Genomic DNA, 22,275 nt, shown 5'->3' with positions numbered 1-22,275 from the left:
GGGAAAAGTCGTGAGAAACGACACACCCGACAACGATCGGGGAACAAGGCGAAAACGCCACACGTCTGAGACAGTGAATGAACGAGAACGGAGAAGCCATGTACGCAACTCTGACCAGTCCCGAGCTCACTAGGGCGGACCGCTGCGATCGCTGCGGTGCCGCGGCTCGAGTCCGCGCCAAGCTGCCTTCCGGACTTGAGCTTCTCTTCTGCCAGCACCACGCCAACCAGCACCAGTCGAAGCTGACCGAGCACGACGCCGTGCTGGAGGTCAGCGAAAGCTAGTCCGGCCGAACTCGCCCCCGGCAATGTGGGCTGCGGGGGCGGTCATCGGTAATGCTGGATGGGTATGAGCGCTGCTGCTGCACGGCCGTCCCGCCACCACGTCTGGCGAATCAGTCTGAGGACCCTGGCGAAAAGCTGGGACGACTCGATTTTCTCCGAGTCGGCCCAGGCGGGTTTTTGGTCGGCGCTGTCCACACCGCCCCTGTTGTTGGGAATCTTGGGCAGCTTGGCCTACGTGGCGCCGCTGTTCGGCAAGGACACGCTGTCCGCGATCGAGAAAAGCATCATCTCGACGGCCCATAGCTTTTTCTCGCCGAGCGTCGTCAACGAGATCATCGAGCCGACCATCCGCGACATCACCGCCAACGCGCGCGGTGAAGTGGTGTCGCTGGGTTTCCTGATCTCGCTGTGGGCGGGGTCGTCGGCGATCTCGTCGTTCGTCGACGCCGTGGTGGAGGCGCATGACCAGACCCCGCTGCGCCACCCGGTGCGACAGCGGCTCTTCGCGCTGTTCCTCTACGTGGTGATGTTGGTGTTCGTGGTGGCGGCCGCGCCGGTGATGGTGGTGGGCCCGCGCACGGTGAGCGAACACATCCCGGTTGGCCTGGCAAACGTTCTGCGCTACGGCTATTACCCGGCGCTGATCCTCGGCCTGACGGTAGGGATCACATTCCTGTACCGGGTGACGCTGCCGGTGCCGCTGCCGACCCATCGGCTCGTGCTGGGTGCCGCGCTGGCCACGGCGGTGTTCCTGATCGCCACCCTGGGCCTGCGGTTCTACCTGAGGTGGATCACCAGCACCGGGTACACCTACGGCGCGCTGTCCACGCCGATCGCGTTCCTGTTGTTCGCGTTCTTCGGCGGTTTCGCGATCATGCTCGGCGCCGAACTCAACGCCGCCATCCAGGAGGAATTCCCCGCGCCGAGGACGCATGCCCATCGGCTGCGCAACTGGGTGCTGGTGCGCTCAAACGCCCTCAGGCGGGCGACGGATTTGCCGCCTACCCCCACGACGCCGACCGAGATCGCGACGGCCGAGCCGCCGGCCTGATCAGCCCTTCTTGAGCTGCTGGTAGATCCGCTTGCAGTCGGGGCAGACCGGGGAGCCGGGCTTGGCCGCCCGGGTGACGGGAAACACCTCACCGCACAGCGCCACCACGTGGTTGCCTATGACCGCGCTCTCGGCGATCTTGTCCTTCTTGACGTAGTGGAAGTATTTCGGGGTATCGCTGCCGGTCCCGTCGTCGACGCGTTCGTCGGTCTCGGTGCGTTCGATCGTCTGGGTCTGCATGCCTCACATTGTGCCCCTTAACTCGCCGGTACCGGAATCGATCAGTTGTGGGACAGTGGATGTATGAAGCGCGGCGAAGAGCCAGGGTTCGACGGCTTCGACGACACCAGCCGCCCGGTCCTCATCACCTCCGCCGCTCCCTCGTATGAAGAGGAGCATCGCGCCCGGGTGCGTAAGTACCTGACCCTGATGGCGTTTCGGGTTCCGGCGCTGATCCTGGCCGCACTCGCTTACGGCGCCTGGCACAACGGTCTGATCTCATTGCTGATCGTGGCAGCCTCCGTGCCGTTGCCGTGGATGGCGGTGCTGATCGCCAACGACCGGCCCCCGCGCCGCTCCGACGAGCCGAGGCGGTTCGAGCAGTCGCGGCGGCGCACTCCCCTGTTCCCCACGGCCGAGCACCCGGCGCTCGAGCCCCGCCGACCCCAAGAACCGCAAACCCACCCGCGGGGCCGAGACCCCCGCGACGACGGTTCCGGCTAAGCGCCCGCGCGTCGCACTTCTCAGGACATTCTCAGGTCGTCGGCACATTTCTGCACGTCAAGTCGTGTGAGATCGCGCCTGGGTGGGAACTCCCTGGGCGGATCCATCGTTGTACGTCATGACAGTGCAAAGCCGAACGGGAGGTCGCTATGGCGAATGCCAGCACAAGCAGGATCGACGGCGATCTGGATGCCCAAAGCCCCGCAGCGGACCTGGTGCGCGTGTATCTCAATGGCATCGGTAAGACGGCGTTGCTCAACGCGGCGGGCGAAGTCGAGCTGGCCAAGCGGATCGAGGCCGGACTCTATGCCGAGCATCTGCTGGAGACTCGTAAGCGCCTCGGCGAGAACCGCAAACGCGATCTAGAGGCCGTCGCGCGCGACGGCCAGGCGGCGCGCGGCCACCTGCTGGAAGCGAATCTGCGCCTGGTGGTTTCGCTGGCCAAGCGCTACACGGGTCGGGGGATGCCGTTGCTGGACCTCATCCAGGAGGGCAACCTCGGCCTGATCCGCGCGATGGAGAAGTTCGACTACACAAAGGGATTCAAGTTCTCGACCTACGCCACCTGGTGGATCCGCCAGGCCATCACCCGCGGCATGGCCGACCAGAGCCGCACCATCCGGCTGCCGGTCCACTTGGTTGAGCAGGTCAACAAGCTGGCGCGGATCAAGCGGGAGATGCACCAGAACCTCGGCCGCGAAGCCAGCGACGAGGAACTCGCCGCCGAATCCGGCATCCCGGTCGAGAAGATCAACGACCTGCTCGAACACAGCCGCGACCCGGTGAGCCTGGACATGCCCGTCGGCTCCGAGGAAGAGGCTCCGCTGGGCGATTTCATCGAGGACGCCGAGGCGATGTCCGCGGAGAACGCGGTGATCGCCGAGCTGCTGCACACCGACATCCGCAGTGTGCTGGCCACTCTCGACGAGCGCGAGCACCAGGTCATCCGGCTGCGCTTCGGCCTGGACGACGGCCAGCCGCGCACGCTGGATCAGATCGGCAAGCTGTTCGGGCTGTCCCGCGAGCGGGTCCGCCAGATAGAGCGTGACGTGATGTCCAAGCTGCGCAACGGCGACCGCGCCGATCGGCTGCGGTCGTATGCGAGCTGAGGCCCCCAACTAGAGCCAGGTAGCAAGACGGTATGCCCGCCGCGCCAGCGGCGGGCATACTGCTTGCCTGGGCAGCGTTACACCCATTCGTGCAGCTGGCCAAGTAGACTCAGCGTCAACGGAGGGTGCTGGATGAACGAGCTGGTTGATACCACCGAGATGTACCTGCGGACCATCTACGACCTCGAAGAAGAGGGCGTCACGCCGCTGCGCGCCCGGATCGCCGAACGCCTCGAACAGAGCGGTCCGACCGTCAGTCAGACCGTGTCCCGCATGGAGCGGGATGGATTGCTCCACGTCGCCGGCGACCGCCATTTGGAGCTCACCGACAAGGGCCGACAGCTGGCGATCGCCGTGATGCGCAAGCACCGCCTCGCCGAACGACTGCTCGTCGACGTCATCGGAGTGCCTTGGGAAGAAGTGCACGCCGAGGCATGCCGGTGGGAGCACGTGATGAGCGAGGACGTCGAACGGCGGCTGTTGAAGGTGCTCAACAACCCGACCACCTCCCCCTTCGGCAACCCGATCCCGGGTCTTTTGGACCTCGGCGTGGGCCCGAAATCCGGCGGCGACGACGCGAATCTCGTCCGGTTGACCGAGCTGCCCGCCGGATCGCCGGTGGCGGTGGTCGTCCGCCAGCTCACCGAACACGTCCAGGGCGACATCGATCTGATCACCCGCCTCAAGGACGCCGGCGTCGTTCCCAACGCACGGGTGACCGTCGAGACCAGCCCGGCCGGCGGTGGGGTCACCATCCTCATTCCGGGCCACGAGAATGTCACCCTGCCGCACGAGATGGCCCACGCCGTCAAGGTCGAGAAGGTCTGAACCCATTCGGATGGTGACGACCCGCTTCGCCCGGCTTCGCCGCGCTCGCGATCGCCACTACGACAGATGGTGACGACCCGCTTCGCCCGGCTTCGCCGCGCTCGCGATCGCCACTACCCCGCCCGGCGCCCGAACGCGCGTCGCGGCGGCAACCGCACCCCCAACCGCTTGGCCAGCCGGTAGCCGGTGACCGCCAGTTCCCGGATGTCATCGGGCTTCACGCCGGACTGCAACGCCTGGTCCAGCATGCCCGCCATCCGATGGCCGGGGCAGCAACGCAGCGCGGCCTCCAGCGACACGCCGGCGAGCGGGCCGTCGCCGCGGGCGTAGGCGTTGAACGCGAGCAACACCAGGGCCTCGACCCGCCAAGGTGGGGGCAGGGTGCGCGCCAGCTGCGCCCACAGCGACTCGGCTTCGCCCGCCCTCTCGCCGACCGCGAGGGCATACAGCGTGTCGCGCACCTGCACATCGCTCAGCGCGCAGCCCAAGACCGCAAGCTCGGCCGCGGACAGGGTTTCGCCGCCGGCGACGCGGGAGGCGGCGGCCATCGAGTTTTGCACGTCGCGGCGCCGGCACCCCGTCGGATCGGCGCGCTGGGCCGCCTCCCGCTGCGCCGCCTGCCGCCGGACCGCATCGGCCAATTCGGCGCTGCGCGCCGGGTCGTCGACCGCGATGACCGCCTGCAGGTCGGCGCGCCGGGGGTAGAGCCGCCTGCCGTCGAGCACCGCCGCCGCGGCCAACGGCGACGCCGACGGATCGTCGACCGAGCCGCCGGAACCGCAGCCGTCCACGCAATGCCAGTGCCCGCCGCGGGCCACCCGATCCACCACGTGCGCGGCCCACAATTGAATTCCGTGCTGCGACAACGCCTCTGTGAGCTCCTCGCACAGTTGCCGGTGTTGGTCGTTGCAGCCCGGACAGTGCGCGCCGTCGGCGTCGACGATCACCGCGATCGCGGCCTCCGGCTCGGCGGCGGCGGCGATTTCGGCGAGGTGCCCAACCCGGTCGACGAGCTCCTGACAGAGGTCGACCCGCATCACCGACCCCAGTTCACCGTGTTCGAGCGACACCAACACCAATGAATTCTCCGGAACGAAGCCGAGAACGGCCGGCAGCGCCGCGATCAGCGCTCCGGGACGATTGAGCTTGAAATCGGGTTGATGCGTCGTCATGGGCACCAACGCTGACGGCTGGCACCGTCAGGCCGTGCCCGCGCAACAGGATCGAGCGGCTCGTCTGTGGAGAAAGTCTGGACTGTGGGCTCTATGGTCTATCTCATGAGTTCGATGCGTGAGTACGACATCGTCGTAATCGGTTCGGGGCCGGGCGGGCAGAAGGCCGCTATCGCCGCAGCCAAGCTGGGCAAGTCCGTTGCGATCGTCGAACGCGGCAAAATGCTCGGCGGGGTCTGCGTCAACACCGGAACGATCCCGTCAAAGACGTTGCGCGAGGCGGTGGTCTATCTCACCGGCATGAGCCAGCGCGAGCTCTACGGCGCGAGCTACCGCGTCAAGGACAAGATCACCCCGGCCGACCTGCTGGCGCGAACCCAGCACGTGATCGGCAAGCAGGTCGACGTGGTGCGCTCGCAGTTGATGCGCAACCGGATCGACCTGATCGTGGGTCACGCCCGCTTCGTCGACCCACACACCGTCATGGTCGAGGAAGACGCCCAGGCCGAGCGAATCACGGTCAGCGGCGACTTCATCGTCATCGCTACCGGCACCAAGCCGGTGCGGCCGTCCGGGGTCGAGTTCGACGAAGATAGGGTGCTCGACTCCGACGGGATCCTCGATCTCAAGTCGCTCCCGGCCTCGATGGTCGTGGTTGGCGCCGGGGTGATCGGGATCGAGTACGCCTCGATGTTCGCCGCGCTGGGCACCAAGGTGACCGTGGTGGAAAAGCGGGACAACATGCTGGACTTCTGCGACCCGGAGATCGTCGAAGCGCTGAAATTCCACCTGCGCGATCTGGCGGTCACCTTCCGGTTCGGCGAGGAAGTAACCGCCGTGGACGTTGGCGCCTCGGGCACCGTCACCACCCTGGCCAGCGGGAAGCAGATACCTGCCGGGACGGTGATGTACTCCGCTGGGAGGGAAGGGCAAACCGAGCATCTAGATCTGGACAACGCGGGCTTGGAGACCGATCACCGCGGACGGATCTTCGTCGACGACCGGTTCCAGACCAAGGTCGACCACATCTACGCCGTCGGCGACGTCATCGGCTTCCCGGCGCTGGCCGCGACGTCGATGGATCAGGGGCGACTGGCGGCATACCACGCATTCGGTGAGCCATGCGATGGTATGACCGCGCTGCAACCGATCGGCATCTACTCGATTCCGGAGGTGTCCTATGTCGGTTCCACCGAGGTGGAGCTGACCAAGAACTCCATCCCCTACGAGGTGGGGGTGTCACGGTATCGGGAACTGGCCCGCGGCCAGATCGCCGGCGACTCCTACGGCATGCTCAAGCTGCTGGTGTCCACCGACGATCGCACGCTGCTCGGCGTGCACATCTTCGGCACCAGCGCCACCGAGATGGTGCACATCGGGCAGGCTGTGATGGGGTGCGGCGGCACCGTCGACTACCTGGTCGACGCGGTGTTCAACTACCCGACGTTCTCCGAGGCCTACAAGGTGGCCGCGCTGGACGTGACGAACAAGATGCGGGCTCTCAGCCAGTTCCGCCGCTGATCAGCAGCTGTCGTCGAGGTCGTTGGGCACCGGGTCGCCGGGACCGCCGGCCTCCGCGCGGGCCAGCAATTGCGCGGTTTGGGCGTCGAACGGCGCCGAGTACGACACGTTCGCGGCGCACCCGCCGCGCTCGAAGCCCCCGATCAGCCCGGTGAGAGTGGTACCGCTGACCCAGGGCGCGCCGCTGGTGCCGTCCACCAGGCCCTCGCAGGGGATCAACGGAAAACCGGCGTCGTTGACCGAGGTGCTGGCCTGGCAGCCGATGGGCGAGCCACCGACGCCGGCCGGGTAGCCCACGACCGTGATGTGGCTGCCCGGAGGGGGTGCGGCGCCCAGGGTCAGCGCCAGGCCGACGTGTGACTCGACCGAAACACCGGCGTCGTTGCTGACCCGTGCGATCGCGTAGTCCGCGTGCGGATCCTTGCCGGCGGTCCAGCGCGGATCGAGGTAGACCGCGTCGGCCTTCCACATATCGGCGGGGGCGGGCGCGGCATCACCGGCGAACCCCGGGACGAAGATCAGCTTGGCGGCTCCGGCCAGGCAGTGCGCGGCGGTGATCACCAGGTTGCCGCCCGCCGAATGAATTACGGAACCCGTGCAGACGTGCAGGGGGCCATCGTTGATGAAGATCGCGCCGACGCGCCTGTCGGGGTCCACCGGGCCCGCGACCGCCTTCTGTTGGGGCTGGCTGAGCCGCTGGACCAGCGGCCCCGTGGCCACGGGAGCGGACACGATAGGGCGCGCGGCATCGTCGGCGGGCCGGGTGCACGACGTCAGCAACGTCGCCAGGCCGACCCCCGAGCTCAGCAACAGCATCGGTATGCGCATTTGGTGTACATCATGCCTGACCACGGCCTCAGCAGCAGACCACGGCCCCACGCCGCGCGCCGGCGCGTTTGCTGGCCGACATGCGGATTACGTTCGCGCGTTAGCGCGTTTCCAAGATGAAAACTGCACGGAGTTAGCTGTTTCATTATTGGTGCCCGGTGATTCGGGGGACACTGGCCAGGGCACCCTGGAGCAACCCCCGAAAGGAGGAAACCCCGATGGCCCACGCTCAAAACCCAGACGACGAATTCGACCAGCCAGGACAGTCCGGCATGTACGAGCTGGAGTTCCCTGCACCCCAGTTGTCGACGGCCGACGGCCGCGGCCCGGTTTTGGTGCACGCCTTGGAGGGCTTCTCCGACGCCGGCCACGCGATCCGGCTGGCCGCCACCCATCTGAAGGCAGCACTGGACACCGAGCTGGTCGCGTCGTTCGCGATCGACGAATTGCTGGATTACCGCTCGCGGCGGCCGTTGATGACGTTCAAGACCGATCACTTCACCCACTACGACGATCCGGAGCTGAGCCTGTACACCCTGCGCGACAGCGTCGGCACCCCGTTTCTCCTGCTGGCCGGGATGGAGCCCGACCTGAAGTGGGAGCGTTTCATCACCGCGGTGCGCCTGCTGGCCGAGCGGCTGGATGTGCGGCGGACTATCGGCCTGGGCACCGTTCCGATGGCGGTCCCGCACACGCGGCCGATCACGCTGACCGCGCATTCCAACGACAAGGAACTGATCGCCGACTTCCAGCCCTGGATCTCGGAGATCCAGGTCCCCGGCAGCGCGTCCAACCTGCTGGAATACCGGATGGCCCAGCACGGTCACGAGGTCGTCGGCTTCACGGTGCACGTCCCGCACTACCTGACGCAGACCGACTACCCCGCCGCCGCGCAGGCGCTGCTCGAGCAGGTCGCCAAGAGCGGATCGCTGGAGCTGCCGCTGTCGGCGCTGACCGAAGCCGCGGCGGAGATCCGGGCCAAGATCGATGAGCAGGTCCAGGCGAGCGCGGAGGTGGCTCAAGTGGTGGCTGCGCTCGAGCGCCAGTACGATGCGTTCATCGACGCTCAGGAGAACAGGTCGTTACTAACTCGCGACGGGGACCTGCCTAGCGGCGACGAGCTTGGCGCAGAGTTCGAGCGATTCCTTGCCCAGCAGGCCGAGAAGAAGATCGACGACGACGACCAGGCGTGACGTTTCAAGACGCCCATAGCCCGGGCCGACACCAAGGTTGGTGGAGATGACCGAGCGGAAGCGCAAGAGCAATCTTCGCCCGGTGCGCGAAGTCACCGCACCCTCGCTCGAGTTCCGCACCATTCACGGCTACAAGCGGGCCTACCGCATCGCCGGCTCCGGGCCGGCGATTTTGCTGCTCCACGGCATCGGTGACAACTCGACCACCTGGAACGCCGTGCAGGCCAAGCTCGCACAGCGATTCACGGTCATCGCCCCCGACCTGCTGGGTCACGGGAAATCCGACAAACCGCGCGCCGACTACTCGGCGGCCGCCTATGCGAACGGGATGCGTGACCTGCTGTCCGTGCTCGACATCGAGCGGGTGACGATCATCGGCCATTCGCTGGGCGGCGGGGTGGCCATGCAATTCGCCTACCAGTTCCCGCATTTGGTCGACCGGCTGATCCTGGTCGCCGCGGGCGGTGTCACCAAGGACGTCAACGTCGTCTTCCGGCTGGCCTCGTTGCCGATGGGCAGCGAGGCGCTGGCGCTGCTGCGGTTGCCCCTCGTGCTGCCGGCGGTGCAGCTCGCGGGGAAGTTGGCGGGGCTGGCGATCGGATCGACCGGGCTGGGCCACGATCTGCCCAACGTGCTGCGCATCCTCGATGATCTGCCGGAGCCGACGGCCTCGGCGGCGTTCAGCCGCACCCTGCGGGCGGTGGTGGACTGGCGCGGGCAGATCGTGACGATGCTGGACCGATGTTATTTGACCGAGGCCATCCCGGTGCAGATCGTCTGGGGCACCAAGGATGTGGTGGTCCCCGTCCGTCACGCCTGGATGGCGCACGCCGCGATGCCCGGCTCCCGCCTCGAGATCTTCGAGGGCTCGGGCCACTTCCCGTTCCACGACGACCCGGCCCGCTTCATCGACGTCGTGCAGCGCTTCATCGACAGCACCGAACCCGCCGAATACAATCAGGCCGCCCTGCGCGAGTTGCTCCGGACCGGGGGCGGCGAGAAGACGGTCACGGGCCCGGCGGACACCCGCGTCGCGGTCCTGAACGCCATGGGCTCCGACGAGCGCAGCGCCACCTGACCGGTTCATCCGGGCCGGCCCGTACAGTCGGGCCATGGGTATCGACGTGACGGTGCTGCGCGTGTTCACCGATCCGGACGGGAATTTCGGTAATCCGCTCGGTGTGGTCGATGCCGGCCGGGTCGCACCGCCGGACCGGCAGCGGCTGGCGACCCAATTGGGCTACAGCGAAACGGTATTCATCGATCTTCCGGCCGCCGGCTCGGCCACCGCGCACGCGAGGATCTACACCCCTCGCACCGAACTTCCGTTCGCCGGGCACCCGACCGTCGGCGCGTCGTGGTGGCTGCGCGAGAACGGTTGGCCGATCAAAACCCTGCAGGTGCCGGCCGGCCTCGTGCAGGTGAGTCATCAGGGCGACGTGACGGGCGTCAGCGCCCGCTCGGAATGGGCACCGGAAGTGGCCATCCACGAATTCGATTCGGCCGACGACCTTCTCGCCGCCGACCCGGCCGACTTTCCCGACGACACCGCGCACTACCTATGGGCCTGGGCCGACCGGCCCGCCGGGTCGCTGCGCGCCCGGATGTTCGCCGCGAACCTCGGTGTGCAGGAAGACGAGGCGACCGGCTCGGCGGCGATGCGGATCACCGACTACCTCAGCCGCGACCTGCGCATCACCCAGGGCAAGGGCTCGGTCATCGAAACCACGTGGAATCCCGAGGGCTGGGTCGGGGTGGGCGGGCGTGTCGTCAACGACGGTGTCAGACAGGTCGACTGACACACGGCTCAGCCCTGCCGGCGCAACAGAGCGGCGAGGTGGTCCTGCAAAGGCTGCCCCACCGCGCCCATCTGCACGGAATAGGACAGCTCGTCGCCCTCGATGCGCAGCGAACGGCCAAGGGCGGTCACCTCTTTGGCGCTCGGCGCTCGGCCGACCGCCCCGGCGGGACTGGTGGACAGCTCGACTTCGATGAGGTCGCCGGTCACCGAATAGGTGCCCACGTCGATTTCGGTGATACCGCTCGGGTGGGCCAGGACCAGCTCGACGTGGCCGGGCCGCGGCACGCGAAGATATCCCGTCTCGGCGTGCAGGGGCTTGCCGTCGGTCGCCGCCTTGGTCTTTTGCGCGTAGGCCAGAAACGGCTTGCCCACGTGGGAGAAGACGACTTCCTCGAAGTATTCGAAGGGCGGAATCGTCGGGTACTTACCCGTGCCCCGACCGGCCCACGTCCCCAGCAGGGGTGCCAGCGCCTCGAGATCGGGATGCAAGTCAGGCGGCATGGACGTCAGCCTAACGAGTGGCCGGCTCCGGATCCGTCGGTGCGTTGCGGTGCGCGCGCAGCGCCTCGATCTCGCGCTCGAAGTCCTCGGCGGACGAAAACGACCGATACACCGAGGCGAAGCGCAGGTAAGCCACCTCGTCGAGGTCGCGCAGCGGGCCCAGGATGGCCAGGCCCACCTCGTGGCTGGGGACCTCGGGCGACCCCGCGGCGCGCACGGTGTCTTCCACTTGCTGGGCAAGCAGATTCAGCGCGTCGTCGTCGACCTGTCGGCCCTGGCAGGCCCGACGCACGCCGCTGACGACCTTCTCCCTGCTGAAGGGCTCGGTGACACCGCTGCGTTTGACCACGGCCAACACCGCCGTTTCGACGGTGGTGAACCGCCGTCCACATTCGGGGCAGGACCGGCGGCGCCGAATCGCCTGGCCTTCATCGGTCTCCCGTGAGTCGATCACCCGGGAATCGGGATGACGGCAGAACGGACAGTGCATGACCGCTCCTTCGCCGTGCTCACCTGCGGGTCCGCAGAACACTCCGAGCGTACCTGTGCTCTCCCCCGCCGGGCCAACACCGCCCCGGCGTGCGCATGCTCACCTCGGTAGGAGCCGAGGAGCCTTGGCAGGGCGAGCTTTTCGCGATTCGCCGGGTCAGCCGACCGGCGCGATCAGCGTCTGGCCCGCGGCCACCGCCGGGGAGTTCAGGTCGTTGAGTTCGCGAATGCGATCGGCAACCTGGCGAGCCGGGGCGTCCGGCGCCACCCGGTGAGCGACATCCTGCAGGGACTCACCGGGTTCAACCCGCACGACGGCCAGCCGATCGGGCACCTGTGCGGCCGATCCCGCCAAGTCGCCGTTGACTGCCTGTCCGATGTTGGCGACCAGACCCAGCCACAGGGTGACGATTCCGGCGGCCAGCGCCAGCCCCAGCGTCGTCACCAAGGTGACGGGACGCCTGCGATGGGGGGCGACGGACATCGCGACGCCGGTGCCGTAGTAACGCGGTGGCGCTCCCGCCGGCCTGGATGGGCCGGGCCGGCGGGAGCGGGCCGACCCGTCCCGGCCGGCGCGAAGCCCCTGCACCGGTCCGTTGACCGGGCGCCGAACGCTGCTGGTACGCGGGGAGACCGTGTATGTGATTGTCATCTGCGTTCCTCCGGTCAAGTAGTTCTCGCTCGTGTGTTCGACTATAGTCGCTCGTGTGTTCGATGGCCGAACGTTTGAGCGAAGCGTGTCGAGCGAGCAAAACGCTAGACCACGCCACCGACAAGTTCGTGGGCGCGGACCTCTGACATGGCGGACATGGGCTTCAAATACCCGATCGCCGCGAAAGTTATACGCTTGTTATTCGGAGTCATTTGAAGGGCCCTCGGGCCCCGGTCCCGCCGTCGCGACACGCCAGTCGAACACATGTTTGATTCTTTGCCGCGGTGCCGCTACATTCACTGCATGAGCGACAGCAACGACACCCCATCAACCAGCTCGTCCGCGGGCTCAGAAGGCCGGTTGCATTCCGTTGATTCATCGCTGACCGAACGGCAGCGCACCATCCTGAACGTCATCCGCGAGTCGGTCACCAGCCGCGGTTACCCGCCGAGCATCAGGGAAATCGGCGACGCCGTCGGCCTGACGTCGACGTCTTCGGTGGCTCACCAGCTGCGCACGCTGGAGCGCAAGGGGTTCCTGCGCCGCGACCCGAACCGCCCCCGGGCCGTGGACGTCCGCGGCAGCGAGGATCACACGAGGGCGGCGCCGGTCACCGAAGTCGCCGGTTCCGACGCGCTGCCGGAACCCACCTACGTCCCGGTCCTCGGGCGCATCGCCGCCGGTGGACCGATCCTCGCCGAAGAGGCCGTCGAAGACGTCTTCCCGCTGCCCCGTGAGCTGGTCGGCGAGGGCACGCTGTTCCTGCTCAAGGTCGTGGGCGACTCGATGGTCGAGGCCGCGATATGCGACGGCGACTGGGTGGTGGTGCGGCAGCAGCACGTCGCCGACAACGGCGACATCGTCGCCGCCATGATCGACGGCGAGGCCACCGTCAAAACGTTCAAGCGCGCCGGCGGTCAGGTGTGGCTGATGCCGCACAACCCGGCGTTCGATCCCATACCGGGCAACGACGCGACCGTGCTCGGCAAGGTCGTCACGGTGATCCGCAAGGTCTAGCTAGCGCTCGGCGGGGTTCCGCTGGAGCGGCCGGCTCAGTCGGCCTTGATGAAGCCGTTGGCCTGCGCGACTTCCTCACTGGCCAACCAGATTTCGGCCAGCGTGTCATGGTAGAGCTCGCTGCCCGGGGTGTAGTACAGCCCGAAGCGGGCACTGGCCTTGATCGGATATCCGTCGGGCACCTGGTACGGATCGTCCAGCGGCAGGTGGATCGTCGGGCGCCCACCGGGAACCGGCGCGGCGTTGGCCCCGTCGGGGGCCAATTCCGAAGGGTCTTGCTCGTCCATGGCCGCATGGCGCCCGGCCCGGGGCTCCGCGCCCTCGGGGCCGTCCGGAACGACGGCGTCGGCGGGCGGGGCGTCCCCGGCCTCCGGAGGGACGACGTCGGGCGCGGCAAGCGGAATCGCGACATCCGGATACTCGCCATCCGGTTCCCCGGCAACCGGCACGTCGCCAACGTAGGCCGCCTCCGGAGGGGTGCGCGGAACGGCGACGTCGGGATACCCGGCCTCCGCATACTCGGCGTCCTCATAGCCGGTCACATACTCGGTGTCGGCATATTCGGCGTCCTCGTAGCCGGCGTCCGCGACCTCCAGGTAGGTGGACTCCTCCCCGGGGACCTCGGGGTATCCGGCCTCCGGATAGGCCCCCGCCTCGGGGACATCCCCCGCGCCGGGGACATCCGCCGCGTCGGGGACATACCCGTAGCCGGCCCCCGCCATGGCGGCCTCCGAGACGAGGGGGATGGAATCGGTGTCCACCGCGTCGGGATCTTCGTCTTCCTCGGTCGCCCCGGCCTCGAAACGACCCGAGGCCTCCTCGGCCTCGGCTGCGCGGGTCCAACTGACGCGCGGCGCCGGCCCGGCATCGTCCGGCGGCTGATGTTCCGGTGGTAGGTCGCCGGGCGGGAAGTGGTCGCTGGCGAGATCGGCGTCGTCGTGCATCCAGTGCCCCTCAGCCGGGCCCTCGTAGCCGGCGGCAACCAGGTCCCGCTCGGGCTCGTAGGCGGGGGCGCCCCGGCGCGCGCGGCGCCGGCGCCACACGACGGCCAGCAACACCGCCAGCAGGACCAGCACCAGCACCGGGATCGCGGCGAGCAGCCACCACCATTGCCAGGTGAACTTTTTGGCGTGCGAGGGCATCGCCGCGGTGCTCGGCTGGTTCTGACCGGACACCTGCAGGCCGGACAGCAAGGGAGCCAGGTTCGAGGGGTCGGTGCTGAAGGAGTTCTTCGCCCGGTTCCACGCGACCTTGCCGCCGGTGAACTGCTGCGAAATCACGTCGCCGTCCACGGCCTGATCGCCGACCGGGGCGCCGAGCTTGCCACTGGGACCGCGGAGCTTGTCCCACGCGGCCTTCATCGCGCCCCGCACGACGAACGCGCCGTGGTCGGAGGACCAGAAGATCACCGGCTTGTCGGCCGCGGCGAACGTGGCGATCCGGCTGGACGGCCCGATACCGCCGTCGGACTCGTTGGCGGTGGGGAAACCGAGGTCGCTGCCGGCCGGCCCGCCCAGCGACTCGTACTTGGCGAGGATGTCGGTCTCGAGGGCGTTCGCGCCGGTGGCCGGGCTGAAGAACACCTTGCCGCCGGCGAAGTTCTGGGCGACTCCATCACCGCCGATGGAATACGACCCACCCTGCTTGGCGCCCAGCGGGCCACCGGCGCCGCCGGCCGCGCGCCAGGCCATGTTGATGGCCGCGGTCGGATCGATGGCGACCTGCAGGCCCTTCAGTTGGTCGGCCAGTGCCGCCGGGTTGGTGGCGAACTCCTTGGTTTTCCTGTTCCAGGAGATCTCGCCGCCGCTGAACTTCTGGGAAGTGACCTCACCGTCGTAGGTTTCGTCCCCGACCGGAGCTCCGAGAACGCCGCCCGAGCTGCCGAGCTTGTCCCACGCGGCGTTCAGCCCGCCGCGCACCACGAACGGGCCGTGGTCGGAAGTCCAGAAGATCACGGGCTTGTCGCTGGCCGAGAAGGTGGCCACTCGGCTGTCGGGTCCGGCCAGGCCGGGGACCTCGTTGATGGTGGGGAACCCCAGATCGCTGCCGGCCGGACCGCCCAGCGACTCGTATTTGTCCAGGATCGGCCCGTAGACGAACTTGGCGCCGGTGTCCGTGGTGTAGAACATCTTGCCGCCGTCGAAGTCCAGCGCGAACCCGTCGCCGGCGGGGTACACGTCGCCCTTTCGGGCGCCAAGCGGTGAGGTGTCGCCGCCGGCCTTATCCCAGGCGGCCATCATGGCGGCCTCGGCGTCGCCTATCGGGGATGCGGAAGCGGTGGGCGCCAGCAATGCGGCCGCCAGCACCGTGGTCGCCATGCCGACCAGCGCGCGCCCGATCAGCTTGCGCATTCGACCTCTCTGCCCGTTCACCAAGCCTCCCAGCCGACGGATAGGCCCCTATCCCTGGCCATGCAAGCACCTGCAGACCCTGCGAGCGGGCCATACCCCCACCGCGTGGAAGTAACCCCGTTACGAACCGCATTATCGCCGGGCTCGCATAACTTTGCCCTTGCCGACCATAAATGCGAAGTCAAATTACGAAAATTGCGGAAACGGAGACCGCGCCGATGTCGAAATGATGCCGGACCATGCCCGTACCGCGAACAACCGCGCTTACCGGCGCTATGATCGCCCGCTTGGCGATGTGTGACTGCGCAGTCGATATACGAGAAACGCATGTGCCGACGGTACGCGAAGCGGTTAGCTGGTCGTCAATCTACACGGCCAATAGACCAATTGGGCCATTCATTATCGGGCCACCCGGGCGGATATGCCTCAGTCCTTGCGCGGCAACAAGATTGCTAGACGCCGAGGCTGCGGCCGATGATCTCCTTCATGATCTCGGTCGTGCCTCCGTAGATCGTCTGCACCCGGGCGTCGAGATAGGCTCGGGCGACGGGATATTCGCGCATGTAGCCGTATCCGCCGTGCAGTTGCAGGCAGCGGTCGATCAGGTACACCTGCTTCTCGGTGGAATACCACTTGGCCATTGCGGCCTGCTCGGCCGTCAGCTTGTGGTCGAGGTGCAACCGGACGAACTCGTCGACCATGATGCGCACCATGGTGGCCTCGGTGGCCAGCTCGGCGAGCACGAAACGGCTGTTCTGGAAGCTGCCGATCGGCTTGCCAAAAGCCTTGCGCTCCTTGGTGTATTGCAGCGTCTGTTCCAGCACCTGCTCCATCGCCGCGGCGGCCATGATGGCGATCCCGATCCGTTCCTGCGGCAGGTTCCGCATGAGGTAGATGAATCCCATGCCCTCCTCGCCGAGCAGGTTTTCGGCCGGCACCTTGACGTCGGTGAACGACAGCTCGGCCGTGTCCTGGGCGTCCAGCCCGATCTTGTCCAAGTGGCGGCCGCGCTCGAAACCCTCCATGCCGCGTTCGACAACCAGTAGCGAAAAGCCTTGCGCGCCCTTGCCGGGGTCGGTCTGCGCCACCACGATCACCAGGTCGGAATTGATTCCGTTGGTGATAAAGGTCTTTGACCCGTTGAGCACGTAGTGATCGCCCTGCTTGACCGCGCGGGTCTTGATGCCCTGCAGGTCGCTGCCGGTTCCCGGCTCGGTCATCGCGATCGCGGTGATCAGCTCCCCGGTGCAGAACTTGGGCAACCAGCGCTGCCTTTGCTCTTCGGTGGCCAGCGCCAGCAGGTAGGGCGCCACGATGTCGTTGTGCAAGCCGAAACCGATGCCGCTGTAGCGCCCGGCGGTGGTCTCCTCGGTGATGATCATGTTGTAGCGGAAGTCGGGGTTGCCGCCGCCGCCGTACTCTTCGGGCACCGCCATGCCCAAGAAGCCCTGCTTGCCGGCCTCGAGCCACACGCCGCGGTCGACGATCTTCGCCTTCTCCCATTCGTCGTGGTAGGGCGCCACGTGGCGATCGAGGAAGCCGCGGTAGGACTCGCGGAACAATTCGTGCTCGGGCTCGAAAAGAGTGCGCTCGTACTTGATGGCACTGCCCATGGATAACCTCCGCTGACCTCCGGCGAATGGGGACTCTGCCGCCCAAGATATACCAACCAGACGGTTGGTCGGCAGTCGGTGGGGTCTGCGCAGGGCCCGCGTGGTTTCAGTTTCGGTGCGGCACCAACGCGCTCAGTGGGTGGAGAACTCGCGCAGGCTGGCGGCCAGCGCCACGGGCACGCGGGCCCGGATGCGGGTGCCGTCGGCGTTGTGCTCCTCCTGCTGGACGCGCCCGCCGGCGTGCAGGCGGGCCACCAGGTCACCCCGGTCGTACGGGATCACCACATCCACGGCGGTGTCGGTGGGGGCGGCGAGCTCGGTCATCCGCCGCCGCAACGCGTCGATGCCCTCGCCGGTGCGCGCGGACACGAACACCGCCCCGGGCAGCCCATGCCGAAGCTTGGCCAGCGTCAGATCGCTCGCGGCGTCCACCTTGTTGACCACCAGCAGCTCGGCGGGCGGGTCGCCGTTATGGTCGGCGATCACTTCGGAGATCACCTGGCGGACCGCGTTGATCTGGGCCAGCGGGTTGACATCGGAGCCGTCGACCACGTGCACCAGCAGATCGGCGTCGACGACTTCTTCCAGCGTGGAGCGGAACGCCTCGACCAGCTGGGTGGGCAGGTGCCGCACGAAGCCGACGGTGTCGGTGAGCACCACCGGCCGGCCGTCCGAGAATTCCGCGCGCCGGGTGGTGGGTTCGAGGGTGGCGAACAGCGCGTCCTGCACCAGCACCCCGGCCCCGGTCAGCGCGTTGAGCAGGCTGGACTTCCCGGCGTTGGTGTAGCCGACGATGGCGATCGACGGGATGTCGCTGTGCAGCCGGCGGCTGCGCTGGGTGTCGCGGGCCTGCTTCATGTCCTTGATCTCGCGGCGCAGCTTGGACATCCGTTCGCGGATGCGACGCCGGTCGGTCTCGATCTTGGTCTCACCCGGACCGCGCAGGCCCACTCCTCCGCCGCTGCCGCCGGCGCGGCCGCCGGCCTGCCGTGACATCGACTCACCCCAGCCGCGCAGCCGGGGCAGCATGTACTCCATCTGGGCCAGCGACACCTGGGCCTTGCCCTCCCGGCTGGTGGCGTGCTGGGCGAAGATGTCCAGGATCAGCGCGGTGCGGTCGATGACCTTGACCTTCACGGCCTTTTCCAGCGCGGTCAGCTGCGCCGGGGACAGTTCGCCGTCGCAGATGACGGTGTCGGCGCCGGTTGCCAGGACCACCTCGCGCAGTTCGGCCGCCTTGCCCGAACCGATGTAGGTCGACGGGTCGGGCCGGTCGCGGCGCTGGATCAGGCCCTCAAGCACCTGCGAGCCGGCGGTTTCGGCCAGGGCCGCCAGCTCGGCCATGCTGGCCTGGTTGTCGGCGGCGCTGCCTTCGGTCCACACCCCTACCAACACCACGCGTTCGAGTCGCAGCTGGCGGTACTCGACCTCGGAAACGTCGGCGAGTTCGGTGGACAGCCCGGCGACCCGGCGCAGCGCTGATCGGTCTTCGAGGGCGAGTTCGCCCGCACTGGGCTCCAAATCCGGCTGACTGTGAAAGGGGGTTTCGGGATTCGTCATAGGCAATTAGCAATAGTGCACGCTAAATCGGTGCAGCGCACCTCATTTAACGCCCTTGTGCGTCCCACCATTCCTCGCTGAGTTCGCCACGGGCCACCAGCACCGACGGTCCGCGCAGGTAGCTGGTGGCGTCGGTGACGGTGACGACGACGTCACCGCCGGGCACCCGCACGGTCAGCGTCCCGGTATCGGCGCCGGCGTCCGCCAGCGCGGCGACGGCGGCCGCGACCGTTCCGGTGCCGCACGAGCGGGTCTCTCCCACCCCGCGCTCATGGACCCGCATCCGGACTGAGCTCCCGGCCGGTCCCCAGACCGGCGACGTGAGCACTTCGACGTTGACGCCGTCCGGGAACTGGGCGCGGTCGAACTGCACCGGCGCTCCCACATCCAGGGCCGCGAGGCCTTCGGCGTCGAGCTGCGGGTCGACGCAGGCCAGGTGCGGGTTGCCCACGTCAACCGCCAGGCCGGCGAACCGCCTGCCGCCGACTACGGCTTCAAAGGCCTCCCCCCCACTGCCCAGCCGGTTGGCCTTGCCCATGTCGACGGTGACGTCGGCGTTGGTGTTGCCCGCGTGATGCAGGGTGACCGGTCGCGCGCCGGCCAGCGACCCGACGACGAACTCATCGCGGGATTCCAGGCCGGCGGCCCGCAGGTAGTGTGCGAACACCCGCACGCCGTTGCCGCACATCTGCGCGACGGACCCGTCGGCGTTGCGGTAGTCCATGTACCAGTCGCCGGCGCCGACACCGTCCGGCAGGCGCTGGAGCACTCCGGCCGCCACCGCGGCGCCCGCGGTGGTGATCCGCAGCACCCCGTCGGCGCCCAGCCCCCGGCGCCGGTCGCATACCGCGACCACCCGGGCGGCAGTCAGCGCCAGCCCGGCGTCGAGGTCGGGCAGCAGCACGAAGTCGTTCTGCGTGCCGTGGCCCTTGGCGAAGATCACCAGATCAGGATACGTGCCGCCACGCCCGCAACGCGTCGTCGACGACGCGAGCGGGGTCGGGGTCGAGCCAATGCACGCGGTGATCCCGGCGAAACCACGACCGTTGCCGTCGCACATAGCGCCGGGTGCCCACGCACGTCTGCTCGCGCGCGTCGCGCAGTTGGTCCGGTCCGCCGCCGGCGTCGAGCGCCGCCAGCACCTGCGCGTAGCCCAGGGCGCGCGAGGCGGTGACCCCGTCGCGCAGGCCGTCACGCAGCAGGCCCCGGACCTCGTCGACCAGCCCCTGGTCGAACATGGTGTTGGTGCGGCGGGCCAACCTTTCATCGAGAAGCCTTGTGTCGCAATCTAATCCGACGATTACCGTGTCCCAGCGCGGGGAACCGATGCGCGGCGCCGAGGCGGCGAACGGCTGCCCGGTGAGCTCGACAACCTCCAGGGCGCGCACCGTGCGCCGGCCGTCGGTCGGCAGGATCGATGCGGCCGCGGCCGGGTCCCGGCGGGCCAGCTCGGCGTGCAGCTCGCCCACCCCCACCTCGGCGAGCCGCTGCTCCCAACGGGCCCGCACCGCGGGATCGGTCGCCGGAAACGACCAGTCGTCCAGCAGGGACTGGACGTAGAGCATCGAGCCGCCGACGATCACCGGCACCGCGCCCCGGGCGGCGATCGCTTCGATGTCCGCGGCGGCGGCCCGCTGATAGCGGGCGACGGTGGCGGTCTCGGTGACGTGCAGGACGTCGAGCTGATGATGGGGAACGCCGCGGCGCCGCTCGACGGGCAGCTTGGCGGTGCCGATGTCCATGCCGCGATATAGCTGCATCGCGTCGGCGTTCACGATTTCCCCGCCGAGCCGCTCGGCGACGTCCAGCGCCAGACGCGACTTACCCGTACCGGTGGGCCCGATGATCGCGAGCGGCCTCATGGTTGCCAGGCGCCGGCGAAGTAGCCGACACCGTAGGGCGCACCCCGGTAGAGCTCTTTGGCCGACCGCGGCCCCGGCTCGCTCAGGCCGGCCAGCACCTGGAACGCGACCCGCCCCAGGATCTGCGGCGGCAGCCGGGCCAGCGCGGCGGCGTCGCCGTTGGCCAGCGCGTCGTCCAGGGCCAGTTGCGCATCGGCGTCGTCCGGGTGATGGCCGCCGGGGGCGGCCCGTGTGAGGGTGTTGGCGCCGTCGGCCACCACCAGCACGCCGACAGGATCGGGCGCCCGGTCGATCTCCGCGCGCAGTCGCCTGCCGTGGGCCACCGCGATGTCGGCGTCGTGGTCGGCGCGGTAGACGCGAACCTGCACGCTGGCTTCGGGCCTGGCCCGGCCGCGCAACCAGCCGGCCAGCAGCGCGCACACCGGGAATTCGGCGGGCCGGCGTGCGTGCGGCGACAGGTGAACGGGCACGTCAACACCGAAGCCCGCAAAGGTGCCGCTGGAGCCGGGACCCAAGACCTCGTCGGCCCGGCCCGTTCCGACGGCCACCCAGCGCGGTGGCAACAAGGCGGCCGCCGCCAGGGCCGCCGCGGTGAGGTCGACCACCTCGGCGGCGGCCGCACCGGCCAGCTCGGGAACGAGCACCGGCGCGGAGGGAACGATCGCGATGGCGCTCAGCACGCAACCACACTAACGAGCGGGAAACGAAGCTACGTGATCGTCCGGCTTCCCCCCGGCGCCGGCGGGGACATACCCGCAGCGGGAGGGACCTCGGGCAGCGGGGCGTCCTGCGCGGCCAACGCTTCTCGCGGCGCGGCGACGTCTTGCCCCGTCCCCGCCGCCAGCGAGGCGGCCTCCCCGCGCGCCAGGGCGACGGTCGCGATAATCATCAACGCCACCGCCGAAACCAGCACGAACGCGGCGGGGCCCTCGGTGTTCAGCGTCTCGCCGAGCACCGTGATACCGAGCACGCCGGCCAACACCGGCTTGGCCACGGTCATCGTCGGCAAGGAAGCCGTCAGCGCGCCGGCGCGGAAGGCGGACTGCTGAAAGACCATTCCGCACAGAGCGACCACCAGCCAGGGGTAGAATTCGGGCGCGCTCACCACGGCACCCGGGCCCGCCTCGGCCACCTCGACGACGCCCTTGGTCAGCACCGCGAACAGGGCGAGCGACGAACCCGCGACCACGGCCAGCAGCACCGCCGCGACCGCACGACCCGTCCAGACCCGCGCCGCCAGCACGCACAGCACCAGCGCCGGGCCCATCACCAGGGCCACGATGAGCCACGTCGACAGCGGCGCTCGCTGGTGGCCGGAGGTCGGGTCGCCGACGATGATCACCACCCCCAACGCGCCCGCCAGCACTAGCGCCCAGGTCCACTCCCAGCGGGTCACGCGATGCTTGCTCAGGTGTGCGTAGATCGGCAACGCGAACAGCAGCGCGGTCACCTGCAACGACGTCACGAGCACCACAGACCCCCACGCCAGCGCACCGGCCTGCAGGCCGTAGTTGGTGATCGCGGCCAGGCCGCCGAGCCACCACCGCTTGTCGCGCAGCGACATGCGGAACAGCTCGAGGTGGCCGACTTCCTTGTCCGTGATCTCCTGCGCGGATCGCTGCCGGATCACATCGCCGATAGCAGAGGCCAGCGCCGCGCACAACGCGATAAGCGCTGCGACCTCAACTTTCGTCATAGGGACCCCTCACCAGCGTCGCGC

Annotated in this window: 23 protein-coding genes; 10 read left to right on the top strand and 13 right to left on the bottom strand. The window is 68.3% G+C overall.

Translation table 11 applies throughout. The features are described 5' to 3' along the window. Nucleotides 1-98 precede the first annotated feature (98 nt). Together JWP83_RS06365 and JWP83_RS06360 are read left to right on the top strand one after the other, a co-directional pair. Entirely contained in the window at nucleotides 99-284 is a 186-nt protein-coding gene (locus JWP83_RS06365) for a hypothetical protein (RefSeq protein WP_297727384.1), read from the top strand. Between the two features lie 64 nt (nucleotides 285-348). Then, the gene (locus JWP83_RS06360; RefSeq protein ID WP_297727381.1) at nucleotides 349-1,335 is read left to right on the top strand and encodes a YihY/virulence factor BrkB family protein; all 987 of its coding nucleotides are present in this window, start codon (nucleotides 349-351) and stop codon (nucleotides 1,333-1,335) included. Here JWP83_RS06360 and JWP83_RS06355 read toward each other — a convergent pair whose 3' ends face one another. Then, nucleotides 1,336-1,575: a DUF3039 domain-containing protein gene (locus JWP83_RS06355; protein WP_297727378.1), complete on the bottom strand. Its 240-nt coding sequence runs from the start codon at nucleotides 1,573-1,575 to the stop codon at nucleotides 1,336-1,338. Between the two features lie 45 nt (nucleotides 1,576-1,620). Here JWP83_RS06355 and JWP83_RS06350 point away from each other — a divergent pair, with 45 nt between their 5' ends. From JWP83_RS06350 to JWP83_RS06340, 3 genes are all read left to right on the top strand, one after another. Further along, nucleotides 1,621-2,058: a DUF3099 domain-containing protein gene (locus JWP83_RS06350; RefSeq protein ID WP_297727376.1), complete on the top strand. Its 438-nt coding sequence runs from the start codon at nucleotides 1,621-1,623 to the stop codon at nucleotides 2,056-2,058. 149 nt (nucleotides 2,059-2,207) lie between these two features. Then, entirely contained in the window at nucleotides 2,208-3,167 is a 960-nt protein-coding gene (sigB, locus tag JWP83_RS06345) for a sigma-70 family RNA polymerase sigma factor SigB (protein WP_297727373.1), read from the top strand. A 132-nt stretch (nucleotides 3,168-3,299) separates the two neighbouring features. Then, the gene (locus JWP83_RS06340) at nucleotides 3,300-3,995 is read left to right on the top strand and encodes a metal-dependent transcriptional regulator (protein WP_297727370.1); all 696 of its coding nucleotides are present in this window, start codon (nucleotides 3,300-3,302) and stop codon (nucleotides 3,993-3,995) included. Between the two features lie 113 nt (nucleotides 3,996-4,108). On the opposite strand, the gene JWP83_RS06335 is transcribed toward JWP83_RS06340, so the two are convergent. Beyond that, nucleotides 4,109-5,167 (bottom strand): DUF4192 domain-containing protein, encoded by a 1,059-nt coding sequence (locus tag JWP83_RS06335; protein WP_297727367.1) that lies wholly within the window; start codon nucleotides 5,165-5,167, stop codon nucleotides 4,109-4,111. A 114-nt stretch (nucleotides 5,168-5,281) separates the two neighbouring features. On the opposite strand from JWP83_RS06335, the gene sthA reads away from it, so the two are divergent. Next, the gene (sthA, locus tag JWP83_RS06330) at nucleotides 5,282-6,688 is read left to right on the top strand and encodes a Si-specific NAD(P)(+) transhydrogenase (protein ID WP_297727435.1); all 1,407 of its coding nucleotides are present in this window, start codon (nucleotides 5,282-5,284) and stop codon (nucleotides 6,686-6,688) included. Here the strand turns inward: sthA and JWP83_RS06325 are convergent, their stop codons facing one another. Then, nucleotides 6,689-7,516 (bottom strand): trypsin-like peptidase domain-containing protein, encoded by an 828-nt coding sequence (locus tag JWP83_RS06325; protein WP_297727364.1) that lies wholly within the window; start codon nucleotides 7,514-7,516, stop codon nucleotides 6,689-6,691. Between the two features lie 218 nt (nucleotides 7,517-7,734). Here JWP83_RS06325 and JWP83_RS06320 point away from each other — a divergent pair, with 218 nt between their 5' ends. Genes JWP83_RS06320 through JWP83_RS06310 form a run of 3 tightly spaced genes read left to right on the top strand, consistent with a single transcriptional unit; the run spans nucleotide 7,735 to nucleotide 10,508 of the window. Further along, nucleotides 7,735-8,709 carry a proteasome assembly chaperone family protein gene (locus JWP83_RS06320; RefSeq protein WP_297727361.1) on the top strand — a complete coding sequence of 325 codons (975 nt, stop codon included), beginning with the start codon at nucleotides 7,735-7,737 and terminating at the stop codon, nucleotides 8,707-8,709. Between the two features lie 46 nt (nucleotides 8,710-8,755). Continuing rightward, nucleotides 8,756-9,787, top strand: a complete 1,032-nt coding sequence (locus tag JWP83_RS06315) for an alpha/beta hydrolase (RefSeq protein ID WP_297727358.1) — start codon at nucleotides 8,756-8,758, stop codon at nucleotides 9,785-9,787. A gap of 34 nt (nucleotides 9,788-9,821) precedes the next feature. Next, on the top strand, nucleotides 9,822-10,508 hold the full coding sequence (locus JWP83_RS06310) for a PhzF family phenazine biosynthesis protein (protein ID WP_297727355.1): 687 nt from the start codon (nucleotides 9,822-9,824) through the stop codon (nucleotides 10,506-10,508). 8 nt (nucleotides 10,509-10,516) lie between these two features. On the opposite strand, the gene JWP83_RS06305 is transcribed toward JWP83_RS06310, so the two are convergent. From JWP83_RS06305 to JWP83_RS06295, 3 genes are all read right to left on the bottom strand, one after another. Next, nucleotides 10,517-11,011: a peroxynitrite isomerase gene (locus tag JWP83_RS06305; protein ID WP_297727352.1), complete on the bottom strand. Its 495-nt coding sequence runs from the start codon at nucleotides 11,009-11,011 to the stop codon at nucleotides 10,517-10,519. Nucleotides 11,012-11,021: 10 nt separating this feature from the next. Next, entirely contained in the window at nucleotides 11,022-11,501 is a 480-nt protein-coding gene (gene nrdR, locus JWP83_RS06300; protein WP_067156947.1) for a transcriptional regulator NrdR, read from the bottom strand. A 156-nt stretch (nucleotides 11,502-11,657) separates the two neighbouring features. After that, nucleotides 11,658-12,152 (bottom strand): LysM peptidoglycan-binding domain-containing protein, encoded by a 495-nt coding sequence (locus tag JWP83_RS06295; RefSeq protein WP_297727347.1) that lies wholly within the window; start codon nucleotides 12,150-12,152, stop codon nucleotides 11,658-11,660. 303 nt (nucleotides 12,153-12,455) lie between these two features. Here JWP83_RS06295 and lexA point away from each other — a divergent pair, with 303 nt between their 5' ends. Beyond that, nucleotides 12,456-13,169 (top strand): transcriptional repressor LexA, encoded by a 714-nt coding sequence (gene lexA / locus JWP83_RS06290; protein WP_297727344.1) that lies wholly within the window; start codon nucleotides 12,456-12,458, stop codon nucleotides 13,167-13,169. A gap of 35 nt (nucleotides 13,170-13,204) precedes the next feature. On the opposite strand, the gene JWP83_RS06285 is transcribed toward lexA, so the two are convergent. The 7 genes from JWP83_RS06285 to JWP83_RS06255 form a co-directional block, all read right to left on the bottom strand. Next, nucleotides 13,205-15,520 (bottom strand): hypothetical protein, encoded by a 2,316-nt coding sequence (locus tag JWP83_RS06285; protein WP_297727341.1) that lies wholly within the window; start codon nucleotides 15,518-15,520, stop codon nucleotides 13,205-13,207. A gap of 452 nt (nucleotides 15,521-15,972) precedes the next feature. Continuing rightward, nucleotides 15,973-17,133 (bottom strand): acyl-CoA dehydrogenase family protein, encoded by a 1,161-nt coding sequence (locus JWP83_RS06280; RefSeq protein WP_297727338.1) that lies wholly within the window; start codon nucleotides 17,131-17,133, stop codon nucleotides 15,973-15,975. A 132-nt stretch (nucleotides 17,134-17,265) separates the two neighbouring features. Next, nucleotides 17,266-18,693, bottom strand: coding sequence for a GTPase HflX (gene hflX / locus JWP83_RS06275; protein WP_297727335.1), 1,428 nt, complete (start codon nucleotides 18,691-18,693; stop codon nucleotides 17,266-17,268). 46 nt (nucleotides 18,694-18,739) lie between these two features. Next, nucleotides 18,740-19,636: a diaminopimelate epimerase gene (gene dapF / locus JWP83_RS06270; RefSeq protein WP_297727332.1), complete on the bottom strand. Its 897-nt coding sequence runs from the start codon at nucleotides 19,634-19,636 to the stop codon at nucleotides 18,740-18,742. Between the two features lie 4 nt (nucleotides 19,637-19,640). Then, a complete protein-coding gene (miaA, locus tag JWP83_RS06265; protein WP_297727329.1) occupies nucleotides 19,641-20,555 on the bottom strand; it encodes a tRNA (adenosine(37)-N6)-dimethylallyltransferase MiaA in 915 nt (304 codons plus the stop codon). Further along, nucleotides 20,552-21,235 (bottom strand): hypothetical protein, encoded by a 684-nt coding sequence (locus JWP83_RS06260; protein ID WP_297727327.1) that lies wholly within the window; start codon nucleotides 21,233-21,235, stop codon nucleotides 20,552-20,554. Before JWP83_RS06260 ends, miaA begins: the two co-directional genes overlap by 4 nt. Before the next feature lie 29 nt (nucleotides 21,236-21,264). Then, nucleotides 21,265-22,251: a DMT family transporter gene (locus tag JWP83_RS06255; protein ID WP_297727324.1), complete on the bottom strand. Its 987-nt coding sequence runs from the start codon at nucleotides 22,249-22,251 to the stop codon at nucleotides 21,265-21,267. Nucleotides 22,252-22,275: the final 24 nt, after the last annotated feature.

Origin of the sequence: Mycobacterium sp., from assembly GCF_025965855.1 — a bacterium.
Lineage (GTDB): Bacteria > Actinomycetota > Actinomycetes > Mycobacteriales > Mycobacteriaceae > Mycobacterium.
The sequence above is the reverse complement of the archived record's forward strand: the minus strand, read 5'-3'. Positions and strand labels throughout refer to the sequence as shown.